Source organism: Ferrovibrio xuzhouensis, from assembly GCF_042648965.1.
Lineage (GTDB): Bacteria > Pseudomonadota > Alphaproteobacteria > Ferrovibrionales > Ferrovibrionaceae > Ferrovibrio > Ferrovibrio xuzhouensis.
On the sequence record NZ_JBHRYJ010000008.1, the window covers coordinates 52,572 to 66,696 of the forward strand.

The following is a 14,125-nucleotide window of genomic DNA, read 5'->3' on the forward strand; positions in this document are numbered from 1 at the left end:
ACTTGATGCCAATCAAGCCACGAAAAAAGCAGAAAGGAAAATATCTTTTCGGCAACACCCGTTCATCCGGCGTGCAAGCTGCCCGCCGGTTCATCCGTCGTCCGGAAAAGGAAAGCCCGCGCCGGGTCAGACGCCGAGGTAACGCTGCAGGATTTCCGGCTGCTGCTTGATCTCGCCGGCCGGTGCCTCGTGCACCACATGGCCGTTGTTGATCACATAGACCCGCTGGGCCAGCGCCAGCGTCGCCGCCAGATTCTGCTCGACCAGCACGATGGTCTGGCCGGCGGCAGCGAGGTTGCGGCAGGCCTGCATCAGGTCATGCACGATCACCGGTGCCAGCCCCTCGAAGGGCTCGTCGAGCAGCACGATCTTGGGATCGCGGATCAGCGCGCGGGCGATCGCCAGCATCTGCTGCTCGCCGCCCGACAGGTCGGTGCCGCGGCTGGTGCGGCGTTCCTTGAGCCGCGGGAACATCTCGTAGATGCGGTCCAGCGGCCATTTCTTCTGCGCCGTCAGGCCGGCGAGAACCAGGTTCTCCTCGACATTCAGGCTGCCGAAGATGCGGCGTTCTTCATGGACGAGCTGCATGCCGGCCAGCGCGATGGCATGACTCGGCTTGCCGGTGACATCGGCGTCGTCGAAGATCACCGAGCCGCTGCGCGGACGCACCACGCCCATCAGGCTTTTCAGCGTGGTGCTCTTGCCGGCGCCGTTGCGGCCGAGCAGCGCCACCACCTCGTTGCGCTCTACCCGCAGCGAGACATCGAAGAGGATGTGGGAATCCCCGTAATAGGTGTTGAGCGACCTCGCCTCGAGCAGGCTCATTCCAGCACCCCGCCGAGATAGGCTTCCTGCACCATCTTGTTCCCCTGGATTTCCGCCGGCGTGCCCTCGACCAGCACCTTGCCTTCGTGCAGCACGGTGATGCGCTCGGCCATTTCGAAGATCGCATCCATGTCATGCTCGATGATGACCAGCGTGCGGCCCTGCCGGATCGATTTCAGCAGCTTGACGGTTTCGACGCGTTCGCTCGGGCTCATGCCGGCCAGCGGTTCGTCGAGCAGCAGCAGGCTCGGTGAGGTCGCCAGTGCCAGGCCGATCTCAAGCCGGCGTTTCTCGCCATAGGCAAGAGCGGACACCGCGACATCGAGCCGATGGGTCAGATTGACCAGCGCCGCGGTATGCGTCACATGCTTGTCGACGCCCGGCAGGCTCTCCGTGTTACGGATCACGTCCATGCGGAAGCGGCCACGATTCTCGGCCAGCGCCGCGATGGTCAGATTCTCGCGCACCGTCAGGTTGCTGAACAGCTGGTTGACCTGGTAGCTCTTGGTCAGGCCGAGCTGGCAGACATCGGTGACATTCATGCCGGTGATATCGCGGCCCTCGAAGACGATGGTGCCGGACGTCGGCGCCACCTCGCAGGTCAGCAGCTTGAAGAAGGTCGACTTGCCGGCGCCGTTCGGCCCGATCACCGCCCGCAACTCGCCATGCTGCACGGTGAAGTCGATATCGCCATTGGCGACCAGGCCGCCATAGCGCTTGGTCATGCCCTTGGCCTGCAGGATCGGTCCCGAGGAACTGGCCAATGCATGGCTGCTGGGCGGCAGCGGGGTCGCCATGGCGACATCCGCCGTTGAGACCACTGCGGCCGGATCGGCTTCCGGTTCGGCGCTGTTGCGCGCCGTGGACAGTATCCAGAGATCCTTGATCGCACCAATGATGCCGCGACGCAGGAAACAGACCAGCAGCACGAAAATGATACCGAGCGCCAGCTTCCATGAGGCCCCAAGCCCCAGCGGTCCCTGCAGGAAGTCGCGCAGGTAGAGCCACACCGTGGCGCCGACCAGCGGACCGAACAGCGTGCCGAGACCGCCGATCACCGTCTGCATGACCAGCTGGCCCGAGGTATCGAAGGTGAAGGCCTCCGGCGGCATGTAGCCCTGCAGCACGCCGAGCAGGCCGCCGGCGAGGCCGGCATAGGCGGCGGCAATGACGAACACCAGATGCTTGTATTTCTGCACGTCATGGCCGACCGCGGCAGCGCGCTGCGGATTGTCGCGAATCGCCACCAGAATATGGCCAACCGGCGAGCGCACGATCTGCCGCGCAATCACCATGCCGATCAGATAGCAGACGGCAATGAAGCCGTACATCGACCAGCCGCTGGTGATCTCGATGGTCGTGAACCCGAGATAGAAGGTCGGCGCCGGCACGCCGGGCAGGCCGTTTTCGCCGCCGGTCACCGCCGACAGCGGCGAATTCTCGACGAAGAAGAACACCTCGGCGATCGCGACCGTGATCATGGCGAAATAAATGCCGGTGCGGCGGAGCGCGATGAAACCGACCAGATAGCCGGTAATCGCCGCCACCACGGTGCCAAGAAAAAGACCGAGCACCACGCTGGACAGCCCGGCCCGGGTCAGCAGGTAGGCGGCGAAGAAGCCGCCGGTGCCGAAGAAGGCCGACTGGCCGAAGGACAACAGGCCGGTAAAGCCGAACAGCAGGTCGAAGCCGATGCCGAACAGACCGAACACCAGGATGCGGTTCATGGTGTCGGGCACGAAGCCGGCAAACGGCAGGATATAGGGCGCGACCAGCAGGCCGAGCGCCGTCAGGGCGTCCGGAAACCAGCCCCGGCGGAACAACTTGCGCTTAGCCATGATTACGACCGTCCCTGCGAGCCGAGCAGTCCGTGCGGCCGCACCACCAGAACCAGCGTCATCACGGCGAACAGCATCGCCTGCGACAGGCTGGGATCGAACATTGCCGTGATGCTGAGGATTTCGCCGGCGATCAGTCCGCCGAGCACCGCGCCGGGAAACGAGCCGACGCCGCCGATCACCACCACCACGAAGGCTTCGACCAGGATCGCCTCGCCGATATCCGGCGTGATCGGTGCCACCGGCACGTTGACGATGCCGGCAAAGCCCGCTGCCATGGCGCCGATGCCGAAGACCACCATGAAGATGCGGTAGACATTGATGCCGAGCGAGTCGACCATCACCGCATCCTCGATGCCGGCGCGGACGATCATGCCGAGCCGGGTGCGGTAGAGCACGAGATACAGCGCGATCAACGCGACGGCGACAATACCGATCACCGCCAGGCGGTAAGTCGGATAGATCATAAAGCCGAGATTGGTGATGCCGGTCGCCCAGCTTGGCGCCGGCACCGACTTCGACAGGCTGCCGAAGAAGAACCGGATCACCTCGACATAGACGATCCCGAGGCCGAAGGTGACGAGGATCTGGTCCTCATGCGGCCGGCTGTAGAAGTGCCGGATAATCAGCCGCTCCATCACGATGCCGACGAACATCACGAAGATGGCGCCGGCGGCGACGGCAATCAGGTAGGAATCGGTCAACTGGTAGGCAACAAAACCGGCATAACCGCCGATCATGAACATCGCACCGTGCGCGAGGTTGAGGACACCCAGCGTGCCGTAGATGATCGTCAGGCCGGAACTGATCAGCGCCAGCAAGGCACCGAGCACCAGCCCGTTGAACATCTGCGAAATGAAATTAGGCCACGAGAGCATCATCAACCCCGCACACGGATCACGATTTCAGGAGACGATCAGACGTAATCGCCGAGCTTGCAGCCGAAGGCGTCGGGCGCCTGCATCAGGCCCTCGCCGGCGACCACGTCGACCACATCGTAGTAATCGTCCGCCCCCTTCATGTCCGACGCCTTTTTGGCGCGGATGATGACGACCGGCCGTACCAGCTGGTGATCGGCGCCGCGGAACCAGACCTCGCCCACCGTCGATTGCACCTTGAAGCCGGCCTCGTAGGCCTTGATCACGTCCGGCGGATAGAAGGACTTGGCGCGCTCGACGGCATCCGCCCACATGGCGATCTGCATGTAGGCCAGGTTGGCACCCCATTCCGGGTTGTAGTTGTACTTGGCCCGGAAAGCCGCGTTGAACATCTTGGCCAGCGGATACTTGTCCTCGAGCGTCCACCAGTAATCGGTGGCGGCGAACACGCCTTCCATGATCTCGGGGCCGACTTCCTTGGCCAGGAACGGCGAGATGTACGGGACCGCCAGCTTCATCTTGCCGATGATGCCGAAATCCTTGGCCTGCTTGATCGAGAGAACGGCATCACGGCCGAAGTTGATGTTGATCACCACGTCGGCGCCGCTGTTGGCGACATTCAGCAGATACGAGCTGAAATCAGTGGTGCCGAGCGGCGAGATCTGGTTGGTCGCGACGGTCCAGCCGCCGGCCTTGAGATGCTCTTCCATCGACTGCCGCACGGTATGGCCGTAGGTGTAGTCGGGGGTCAGGAAGGCGATCTTCTTGTTCTTGCCGAGGTTCTTGATCAGCACCGGGGCAATCGCCTTGGCAGCGGTCTCGGCGTAGAAGCACTCGCGGAAGGAATAGCGCACGCAATCCTTGCCGGTGGTGTCGTTCGAGCCGGTGATGCCCGGCAGGTAAATGACCTTCTCGCGCTCGGCCAGCTTGTTGTCGGCGACCGCTTCGGCGCTCGACACCGAGCCGGTCATCATCACGGCCTTGTTCTCGCTGATGAACTTCGACAGCGCCTGGACGGCGGTATTCGGCTTGGCTTCGCTGTCGGCGACGCCATGCTTGACGGTCTTGCCGAGCACGCCCTTCTTGATGTTGGGCGAAATCTTGTGCATCAGCTCGTGGCCGGCATTGAGATGCTCAAGCGCCAGCTCATAGCCCTTGATCAGATCCTCGCCGGCGGCGGCGTAGGTGCCGGTGCGGGGAACCGAGACACCGACGAACACGGAATCGCCGGAGGAACCGGCCGGATAGGTGCCGAGTGCGGGATGATCCGCCGCCAGCGCCGGCAGGACCAGACCCGCCGGCAGCAGGGCGCCACCGGCCAGGGCCGAACCGGCCTTGAGGACCATGCGGCGGGAAAGCGGCTTGTCGAATACGGTCATTGGTACTCCTCCCATTTTTGCTTTTCGTGCCTTGGCAGCGCAGGCCACCGGCACACTGCGGTCTATGTCTAGGGAGGGCCCGGAGACACTGCAAGAACAGCCTGCCCGTCTTGAAAACTTTAGTAAAAATGTTGATTTATCGGTATTAACTATGTAAATTTATTTACAAATCGCACATCGGAAAGCGCACATGTCCCGCCTGCCCATCGGCCGCCAGATCCGCGAAGAACGGCAGAAAAAGCGCCTGACGCAGAGGACGCTGGCCCAGGCTGCGGGCATCTCGACCTCCTACCTCAACCTGATCGAACACGACAAACGGCCGATCGCCGGCGCCCTGCTCAACCGCATCGCCGCCGCGCTCGGCACCGACGCCGGCCGCCTGAGCGGTGCCGCCAATACCCGCCTCGCCCAGGACCTGATGGAAATCGCCCGCACCCATGCCGGCCTGCCGACGGCCGAGCCCGAGGCGGTGCTGGATTTCGTCGGCAGCGCGCCGGCCTGGGCGCGCGCCTTCCTGCAACTGCACCGCAGCTATCGCGAAGCCTCGGAAACCGCCGCCGCATTGTCGGACCGGCTGAGCCAGAACCCGGCCCTGATCGAACTCAGCCATGCGGTGCTGACCCGCATCACCTCGATCCGCGCCTTCGCCGAAATCCTGCGCGAACATGGTGAACTCGACGAACTATCGCAGCGGCGGTTTTCCGGCATCATCGCCACCGAGGCCGATGCACTCGGTTCCGGCGCGCGCACCATGATCGAACTGCTCAGCGCCACGCCGGGCCAGGCGGCCGGCATCTCGCCCGATGAAGAGGTCGACGATTTCCTCGTCTATCACAACAACCACTTCCCCGAACTGGAAGACGCCGCGGACGCCCTGCGTGGGCTGATCGGCCAGAATGACCGGATTACCGATACGGCCATCGCCGCACGGCTGGAAAGCCGGCACGGCATCCGCGTCACTGCCATGCCGGAAACGGCAGACACGCCGGAAAGCGGCGTCATCCGGCTCGATTCCGCCCGTTCGGCGGTCAGCAACCGGTTCCTGCTGGCTCGCCATCTGGTCGAACAGGATCATGCCGCGCTGCTGTCGGATATCGTGCAGGCCTCGCCGCTGCTGACCGGCGAGCAGGCGCGCACCACCGGCCGGCGGGCGCTCGCCAATTACCTGGCCAGCGCATTGCTGTTTCCCTATGCGCCGTTCCTCGCCGCCGCCGAGGACTGGCGCTACGACATCGAGCGGCTGGCCCATCATTTCGGCGGCAGCTTCGAGCAGACCGCGCACCGGCTGGTCACCCTGCGCCGCCCCGGTGCCGAGGGCATCCCGTTCGCCTTCCTGCGCAGCGACCCGGCCGGCAACCTGTCGAAGCGCTTCAGCATCCCCGGCCTGCGCATGCCGCGCTACAGCGGGGGCTGCGCGCTGTGGCCGCTCTACGGCGCCTTCCGTACCCCCGACCGCATCGTCCCCCAGCTCGCCCATATGCCGGACGGCGAGCATTACCTGCTGGTCGCCCGCTGTGTCGCCAAGCGCGCGGTCGGCTACGGCGAGCCCGGCACCCTGTTCAGTGTCATGCTCGGCTGCGACGCGGCCTATGCCCCACGCATCGTCTATGGCGACCTGTTCGGCGGCAGCCGCGCCGCCGCCACAGCCACCGGGATCGGCTGCCGGTCCTGCAGCCGGGCCGGCTGCCCGCAGCGCGCCTATCCGCCGGTTCTGGCCCCCACGCCCCGCTGATCACGGACTCGACTGACTGCCACGTCAGCCGGCCTCGACCGGCCTCCCCCGGCATGCTAGCCTGCGGGCAAGCCGGACCACCCAAAAACGAGAACCGGCTTCTGTGGAGGACGTTCATGTCTGGGCGCATTCTGGTCGCCGAGGACGAGCCGTATATCGTCGAGGCGATTACTTTCCTGCTGTCGCATCAGGGCTATCAGGTCACCGCCGTCGAGGACGGCGCCGCCGTCATGCCGGCGATTGCCGATGCAAAGCCGGACCTGCTGATCCTCGACATCATGCTGCCCTCGGCCAACGGCTTCGAGGTGCTGTCGCGCATCCGCTCGGCGCAGAACCTGAAGGCGCTGCCGGTGCTGGCGCTGACCGCCAAGGGCCAGGAGGCCGACCGCCGCCGCATGACCGATCTCGGCGTCGACGATTTCGTCACCAAGCCGTTTTCCAACCGCGATCTGGTGAGCCGGGTCACCCGGCTGATCGGGGCCGTCCAGCCGGACCAGCCCGCCGCGCGGAACTAGGCCGGCGATGGCGGCGCGACGGCGCTACCGCGAGCTTGCCGTCATCCTGCCGCTCGGCGGCGTGATCCTGTTCATGCCGCCCTATCTGCGCATCTTCAACCGCGCGGATTTCCTGTTCGGCATTCCGGTCATGCATCTCTACATCTTCGGCGCCTGGTTCCTCGGCATCCTGCTGACCGCGCTGCTCGCCCGCCGGCTGATCCCGCCGGCCGCCGATGCGGCCGGGCCGGCGCCACAGGATGCCACCGGCGACCGCGACGATCCGGACTGATGCTGGCATCGGGCACCATCGTCGTCGTCGCCGGCCTGTATCTCGGCGGCCTGTTCCTGCTGGCCTGGTTCACCGACCATCGTGCCGCGCAGGGTTCGCGCCGCTTCATCGGCTCGTCGATCAGCTACACGCTGTCGCTGGCGATCTACTGCACCTCATGGACCTTCTTCGGCGCCGTCGGCTCGGCCGCGCGCAGCGGCCTCGAATACCTGACGATCTATATCGGACCGACGCTCGCCCTGATGGCCTGGTGGTATCTGCTGCGCAAGCTGATCCGCATCAGCAAGGCGCAGCGCATCACCTCGATCGCCGACTTCGTCTCGGCCCGCTATGGCAAGAGCGCCTCGCTGTCGGCACTGATCACCGTGATCGCCGTCGTCGTCGTCACCCCCTATATCGCGCTGCAGCTGAAAGCCGTCGCGGCCGCCTATAACGCGGTCAGCGACCATACCATGCCGGGCCTGACCCAGCTCGGCGAGACCAGCCTGTCCGGCGATACCGGCCTGTGGGTGGCGATCTGCATGGGCACTTTCGTGATCCTGTTCGGCACCCGCAATCTCGGCGCCGACGAGCGCCATCCCGGCGTGGTCGCCGCCATCGCGCTGGAATCCATGGTCAAGCTGTTCAGCCTCGGCGCCATCGCCATCTTCGCACTGTATGGCCTGAACGACGGCATCGCCGACCTGTTCCATCATGCCGCGCAGGCGCCGTCGCTGCAGCGCCTCTATGTGTTCGGCGAGGGTTTCGAGCCGCGCTGGATCGCCACCACCTTCTTGTCGGCCGCCGCGATGATCTGCCTGCCGCGCCAGTTCCAGGTCGCCGTGGTCGAGAATTCCGACGAACGCCACCTGGCCACGGCCTCCTGGGTGTTTCCGCTCTACCTGCTGCTGTTCAGCCTGTTCGTCATCCCGATCGCCATCGCCGGGGTCACCCGTCTGCCCGAGGGGATGAACCCGGACCTTTACGTGCTGACCCTGCCGATGGCCTACAATCAGGACTATCTCGTGCTGCTGGCTTTCATCGGCGGGCTGTCGGCCGGAACCTCGATGGTGATCATGGCCAGCATCGCGCTGTCGATCATGATCTCGAACCATCTGGTCACGCCGCTGCTGCTGCGGCTGCCGTATTTCACGCCGCCGGGCAGCGGCGATTTCTCGCGGACCCTGCTGCTGGTGCGCCGCTTCAGCATCGTTGCCATCCTGACGCTGGGTTATGTCTATTACCGCACCATCACTTCGGCCGATCCGCTCGCCTCGATCGGGCTGGTATCGTTTGCCGGCGTGGCGCAGTTCCTGCCGGCCCTGCTCGGCGGCGTGTTCTGGCGCGGCGCCACCAAGAGCGGCGCCACCACCGGACTGCTGGTCGGCTTCGCAGTCTGGATCTATGCCCTGCTGCTGCCCAATTTCGCCATCCCCGGCTCGCCGCTGTTCGAACTGGTGCGCAGCGGCCCCTGGGGCCTGACCTTCCTGAAGCCCGACGCATTGTTCGGCCTCGGCGGCTGGGACAGCCTGGTGCACGGCCTGTTCTGGAGCCTGTCGTTCAACATCGCCGCCTATGTCGGCGTCTCGCTGCTGACCACGCAGTCGCCGATCGAACAGCTGCAGAGTGCCATCTTCGTCGACATCTTCGAGCGCGGCGCCGAAAATGTCGACAATGCGCTGCAGCGTTCGGCCCATGCCGACGACCTGCTGCGGCTGACCCAGAGCATTCTCGGCCATGAACGCGCGCACCGGATCTTCCGCGACTACGCCCGCAGCCAGGGCCGCAAGGACGACCTGCCGGTGCCCGATCCGGCACTGATCGCCTATGTCGAACGCCAGCTCGCCAGCAGCGTCGGCGCCGCATCGGCCCGCACGCTGGTCTCGCGCATCGTCATGGGCGAGACCATCACCGTCGAGGCCGTCATCTCGATCCTCGACGAAACCAAGCAGGCGATCCGCTACAGCCGCGAACTGGAGCGCAAGTCGCACGAGCTGGAAGAAACCGCCGAGAAACTGCGCCGCGCCAACGAGCAGCTGCGCCAGCTCGACATGATGAAGGACGACTTCCTCAGCCAGGTCAGCCACGAACTGCGTACGCCGATGACCTCGATCCGCTCATTCGCCGAGATCCTCGCCAACGCGCAGGACATCGAGAATCCCCAGACCAAACGCTTCCTCGGCATCATCCAGCAGGAAAGCGAACGTCTGACCCGCCTGCTCGACGAGATCCTCGATCTCAACCGGGTGGAGAACGACCAGGTCGACTGGCCGCTCAGCGCGGCCGATGCGGCACAGATTGCCCGTCAGGCCATGGCCGCCATGGCTGGCCTCGCCAAAAGCCACAATGCCCAGCTGATCGATGCGCTCGGCGATGCGGCGCTGCCGGTCCGGGTGGAAGCCGACCGCCTGCAGCAGGTTTTCATCAACCTGATCTCGAATGCGATCCGCCATAACGACAGCGCCGCCCCGGCGATCTGGGTCGAGGGCGGTACCGCCAGTGACGGCATGACGGTGGAAATCCGTGTGCGCGACAATGGCCCCGGCATTCCACCGGAGGATCGCGACCTGCTGTTCGGGAAATTCTCACGCGGCTGGAGCGGCCGGCGCAAACACCATGGCAGCAGCGGCCTTGGCCTCGCCATTTCGCATGGCATCATCCAGCGTCTGGGCGGCAGTCTGAAACTGGAAGACTCCGGCGACCGCGGCGCCGTCTTCGTGGTGCGCCTGCCGGCCGCCGGTGCAACCGGCAGCGAGGCAAGACTGGCGCGCGCCGCCGGGACGTAAACGACACTCAGCCGTGCAAGCTGCTCAGCTGTGCAGCGGAACTTTCCGCGCCGCCGTATCGCTGTCCAGCAGGTCGTAGATCGGCCGCACCAGGCCGTGCAGCAGGTCGCGCTCCGGCCGTGTGCGGGCGAGGACGCGAATGCCGAGCAGCACGCTCAGCAGCAGCCCGGCCAGGTCATCGGCGGATTGTGCCGTGGTGATGGTGCCGTCGCGCTGGCCGCCTTCGGCACAGCGGCGGAAGAAGGCCTCGACCTGCTCCAGCATGCCGGTCACCACGCGACGGAATTCCGGGTCGTGCGGCGCGACCTCGAGGGCCGAGTTGACCAGCATGCAGCCCTTGCGCTGGGTGTCCTTCAGCGAGCGGTCGATGATCTCCTCGAAAAAGGCAGTGATCGCCTGGCGCGGCGGCAGATGGCCCTCGAAACGGCCGACGCGGTCGCCGAAGCTCTGCGCCAGGTAATGGTCCAGCGCCCGCCGGTACAGTCCGCGCTTGTCGCCGAAGGCATTGTAAAGACTGGCGCTGGTGATCCCGGTCTTCTCGGCCAGGTCGCGGACCGAGGTGCCGTCGTAGCCGTGCTGCCAGAAACACTGCACCGCCGCATCGAGGACGGCTGTTTCGTCGAATTCTCTCGGCCGCGCCATGGAGCCCTTCGCAGAAATGTGACCCGACAAGGTTATTGCGCTTGCCGCCGGTTTGGTACATTCTATAACAATCGTTCTAAAACGCAATGCCGGTCGGGATTCCCGCCGGTGCCGCCATCTCCTGCAGGGCACACGACGATGACACTGGAACAGGAACTTGCCGATTTCCGGGCCGAATGGGAGCGCACCGCGCCCGCCGGCCGGGCCGAACTCTACTCCGCAAAGGTCGAGGAACTGCGGGCGAGCGCCCTGTTCGACCAGGCCCTGCGCAGCGGCCAGGCTGCCCCCGATTTCACCCTGCCCGACACCCAGGGCCGCCCGGTGACCCTGTCCGGCCTGCTGCGTGGCGGCCCGGTGGTCGTCACCTTCTACCGCGGCGGCTGGTGCCCCTATTGCAATATCCAGCTGCGTGCCTATCAGCGCGCACTGCCCGAGATCGTCGCGCTGGGCGGCCGGCTGGTGGCGATCTCGCCGCAGTCGCCCGATGCCTCGCTCGGCACCGCCGAGAAGAACGCCCTCGAATTCGACGTGCTCAACGATGCCGGCAATGCCGTGGCCCGCAGCTTCGGCCTGGTCTTCGCCCTGCCGGAAGAATTGCGCGACGCCATGCGGTCGGCCGGCAAGCTGCTGCCCGATTTCAACGGCGACGACAGCTGGGAACTGCCGGTGCCGGCGACCTTCGTGATCGCGCCCGACGGCAAAGTGTCGCTCGCCCATGTCGAGGTCGACTACCGCCTGCGCCTCGAGCCGGACGCCATCATCGCCGCCCTGCGCGCGCTGCGTGCTGCCGGCACCCGGGCGGCATGACCGCTGCCGCCGCGTCCGTGCCTGCCATGAAGACCGACACCCGCAGACTGGCGGCCGGCTTCGGCTGGGCTGCCGTCACGGTGACGATCTTCGCCGGCTGGTTCGTCGTCACCCGCTTCGGCGTCACTCACCACACGCTGCGGGTCTGGGACGTGATTGCGCTGCGCTTCGGCGGCGGCGCGATCCTGCTGCTGCCCGCCCTGCTGGCCCCCGGCCGCCGGCTGCCGCCGCGCCTGTGGCTGGAGGGCCTGCTCTACGCCATCCTGTGGGGCGCGCCCTTCGTCCTCTTCGTCACGCTCGGCCTGGAACTGACGTCGGCGGCGCAGGCCTCCACGGTCACCCCGGCGCTGATGCCGGTCTTCGCCGGTCTGATCGGCTGGCTGGTCTTCGGCGAACCGCCGGGCGGCCTGCGCCTGCTGGGCTATGTGGCGATTGCCGCCGGCCTGGTCGCGCTGGTCGCCGGTCATGCGATGGCGGAAGGGCATTTCAGCCCGGGCGGCATTCTCGCGCTGGTCATCGCCGCCGCCATGTGGGCGGTCTACACCCTGCGGTTTCGCCGCAGCCGGCTGCCGGCGATCCAGGCGGCGGCGCTGATCTGCGTCTGGTCGGCGGCACTGTACCTGCCGGTCTACCTGCTTGCCGGCCTGTCGCGCCTCGGCGAGGCCTCGCCCGGCGAACTCGCCTTCCAGGCCGTCTACCAGGGCCTGCTGATGAGCGCGGTTGCCATCGTCACCTTCAACCGCGCCGTCACCCTGCTCGGCGCCGGCGCCGCCACCGCGATCATTGCCCTGCTGCCGGCGATCACCACCGCACTGGCCTTCCCGGTACTGCGCGAGGCCCCCAGCCTCGCCAGCGGCATTGCCACCGCCGTCATCGCCGCCGGCGTGCTGCTCGCCGCGCGGCCGACCCCGCAAGTTCCCCAAGCCACCCCGTAACAGGAGAGTTTTCGTGATCCGCTTCTATTTCCATCCGACGCCCAATCCGGCCAAGGTCGCGCTGTTTCTCGAAGAGGCCGGCCTGCCCTACGAACTGGTGCCGGTCGACACCCGCAAGGGCGAGCAGCATCTGCCGGCCTTCCGCGCCATCAATCCGAACGGCAAGCTGCCGGCCATCGTCGATACCGAGGGCCCCGGCGGCAAGGAAACCCGCGTCTTCGATTCAAGCGCGATCCTGCTCTATCTCGCCGAAAAGACCGGCCGCTTCGCCGGCAGCCCGGCCGACCGGCCGGAACTGCTGTCCTGGCTGTTCTTCATCGCCAGCGGCATCGGGCCCTATTCCGGCCAGGCCGTGCACTTCCAGCTCGCCGCGCCGGAGAAGCTGCCCTATGCGATCAACCGCTACCGCCGCGAGGTCGACCGCCATTACCAGGTGCTCGACCAGCATCTTGCCGGCCGCGACTACATCGTCGGCAGCGACTACACCATCGCCGATATCTCGGCCTGGGGCTGGCTCGACCGCGCCGGCGTGGCCCTGCCGGGCGAGGCCGACGTACTGGCCGCCTATCCGAACCTGAAGCGCTGGTTCGCTGCCATCGATGCGCGGCCGGCGGTCGCCAAGGCCCGCGCGGTCGGCAAGAGCCACAGCTTCAAGGCCGAAATGGACGAGGACGCCCGTCGCGCGCTGTTCCCGTCGAACTATCCGAAGGCGGCGGAATAACCATGGAGATCACCGGCAAGCGCATCATCATCACCGGCGGCACCAGCGGTATCGGTCTCGCCACGGCGCAGGCCCTGCAGGCCAAAGGCGCCCGCGTCTTCATCACCGGCCGCCGGCCGGACGTGCTGGCGACGGCGCTCGAACTGCTGCGCCGCGGCGGCGGCTGGGCCGAGGGCGTCGCCGCCGACGTGGCCACCGAGGCCGGCCGCAAGGCCACGCTGGATGCCGGGCAGCAGACGCTCGGCGGCCTCGACATCCTGATCAACAATGCCGGCGGCGTGCGTGCCGGCCGGCTGGAAGACACCTCGGAAGCCGAAATCCGCGCGATGATCGAGGTCGACCTCGTCGCGCCGATCCTGCTAGCCCGCGCCGCCCTGCCGGCCCTGCGGGCTTCGGGCGACGGCCTCATCGTCGACATCACCTCCGGCATCGCCCTGATCGGCATGCCCTTCTACGCGACCTATGCCGCGGTGAAGGCCGGCCTGGCGCGCTTCGGCGAGGCGTTGCGGCGCGAGCTGAAGGGTGAAGGCGTGCATGTGCTGACCGTCTATCCGGGCGCCACCGACACGCCGATGATGCAGACCTCCAAGGCCGGGCCCGATGTCGGCTTCGTCAAGGAGCCGGCCACGGCCGTGGCCGAGGCGATTGTCGACGGCATCGCCACCGATGCCTTCGAGGTGATCCGCGGCGGCGAGGCGCGCGCCAAGATGATCGCCACCAACCGCGAGAATCCCGCCGCCCTCGACGAACGCTTCCTCGGCCTCAAGCCGGCACTTGCCGAGGCCGTGCGCGGGCATTCGGCGCTCTGACTTCGCGT

13 protein-coding genes are annotated in these 14,125 nt (G+C 66.3%); 8 read left to right on the plus strand and 5 right to left on the minus strand.

All coding sequences use genetic code 11. The features are described from left to right. Positions 1-126: 126 nt before the first annotated feature. The 4 genes from ACFOOQ_RS22300 to ACFOOQ_RS22315 are packed head-to-tail and all read right to left on the minus strand — an operon-like array spanning position 127 to position 4,920. Positions 127-825 carry an ABC transporter ATP-binding protein gene (locus tag ACFOOQ_RS22300; protein WP_379729919.1) on the minus strand — a complete coding sequence of 233 codons (699 nt, stop codon included), beginning with the start codon at positions 823-825 and terminating at the stop codon, positions 127-129. Beyond that, the gene (locus ACFOOQ_RS22305) at positions 822-2,663 is read right to left on the minus strand and encodes a branched-chain amino acid ABC transporter ATP-binding protein/permease (RefSeq protein WP_379729920.1); all 1,842 of its coding nucleotides are present in this window, start codon (positions 2,661-2,663) and stop codon (positions 822-824) included. Before ACFOOQ_RS22305 ends, ACFOOQ_RS22300 begins: the two co-directional genes overlap by 4 nt. Positions 2,664-2,665: 2 nt before the next feature. Beyond that, the gene (locus tag ACFOOQ_RS22310) at positions 2,666-3,544 is read right to left on the minus strand and encodes a branched-chain amino acid ABC transporter permease (protein WP_379729921.1); all 879 of its coding nucleotides are present in this window, start codon (positions 3,542-3,544) and stop codon (positions 2,666-2,668) included. 35 nt (positions 3,545-3,579) lie between these two features. After that, complete coding sequence (locus ACFOOQ_RS22315; RefSeq protein ID WP_379729922.1) at positions 3,580-4,920, minus strand: substrate-binding protein; 1,341 nt, start codon at positions 4,918-4,920, stop codon at positions 3,580-3,582. A 190-nt stretch (positions 4,921-5,110) separates the two neighbouring features. Here ACFOOQ_RS22315 and ACFOOQ_RS22320 point away from each other — a divergent pair, with 190 nt between their 5' ends. The 4 genes from ACFOOQ_RS22320 (at position 5,111) to ACFOOQ_RS22335 (ending at position 10,203) form a co-directional block, all read left to right on the plus strand. Beyond that, positions 5,111-6,652 (plus strand): helix-turn-helix domain-containing protein, encoded by a 1,542-nt coding sequence (locus tag ACFOOQ_RS22320; RefSeq protein ID WP_379729923.1) that lies wholly within the window; start codon positions 5,111-5,113, stop codon positions 6,650-6,652. 116 nt (positions 6,653-6,768) lie between these two features. Then, on the plus strand, positions 6,769-7,167 hold the full coding sequence (locus ACFOOQ_RS22325) for a response regulator transcription factor (protein WP_379729924.1): 399 nt from the start codon (positions 6,769-6,771) through the stop codon (positions 7,165-7,167). A gap of 7 nt (positions 7,168-7,174) precedes the next feature. After that, on the plus strand, positions 7,175-7,438 hold the full coding sequence (locus tag ACFOOQ_RS22330) for a hypothetical protein (RefSeq protein ID WP_379729925.1): 264 nt from the start codon (positions 7,175-7,177) through the stop codon (positions 7,436-7,438). Beyond that, positions 7,438-10,203 (plus strand): ATP-binding protein, encoded by a 2,766-nt coding sequence (locus ACFOOQ_RS22335; RefSeq protein ID WP_379729926.1) that lies wholly within the window; start codon positions 7,438-7,440, stop codon positions 10,201-10,203. The genes ACFOOQ_RS22330 and ACFOOQ_RS22335 overlap by 1 nt, the downstream gene beginning before the upstream one ends. A gap of 24 nt (positions 10,204-10,227) precedes the next feature. On the opposite strand, the gene ACFOOQ_RS22340 is transcribed toward ACFOOQ_RS22335, so the two are convergent. Beyond that, positions 10,228-10,845, minus strand: coding sequence for a TetR/AcrR family transcriptional regulator (locus tag ACFOOQ_RS22340; protein WP_379729927.1), 618 nt, complete (start codon positions 10,843-10,845; stop codon positions 10,228-10,230). Between the two features lie 138 nt (positions 10,846-10,983). Here ACFOOQ_RS22340 and ACFOOQ_RS22345 point away from each other — a divergent pair, with 138 nt between their 5' ends. The 4 genes from ACFOOQ_RS22345 to ACFOOQ_RS22360 are packed head-to-tail and all read left to right on the plus strand — an operon-like array spanning position 10,984 to position 14,117. Beyond that, on the plus strand, positions 10,984-11,652 hold the full coding sequence (locus ACFOOQ_RS22345) for a peroxiredoxin-like family protein (protein WP_379729928.1): 669 nt from the start codon (positions 10,984-10,986) through the stop codon (positions 11,650-11,652). Then, the gene (locus tag ACFOOQ_RS22350) at positions 11,649-12,587 is read left to right on the plus strand and encodes a DMT family transporter (protein ID WP_379729929.1); all 939 of its coding nucleotides are present in this window, start codon (positions 11,649-11,651) and stop codon (positions 12,585-12,587) included. The genes ACFOOQ_RS22345 and ACFOOQ_RS22350 overlap by 4 nt, the downstream gene beginning before the upstream one ends. Positions 12,588-12,600: 13 nt before the next feature. Beyond that, positions 12,601-13,308, plus strand: a complete 708-nt coding sequence (locus ACFOOQ_RS22355; RefSeq protein WP_379729930.1) for a glutathione S-transferase family protein — start codon at positions 12,601-12,603, stop codon at positions 13,306-13,308. Between the two features lie 2 nt (positions 13,309-13,310). Then, positions 13,311-14,117, plus strand: a complete 807-nt coding sequence (locus ACFOOQ_RS22360; RefSeq protein WP_379729931.1) for an SDR family NAD(P)-dependent oxidoreductase — start codon at positions 13,311-13,313, stop codon at positions 14,115-14,117. The last annotated feature ends 8 nt before the right edge of the window (positions 14,118-14,125 follow it).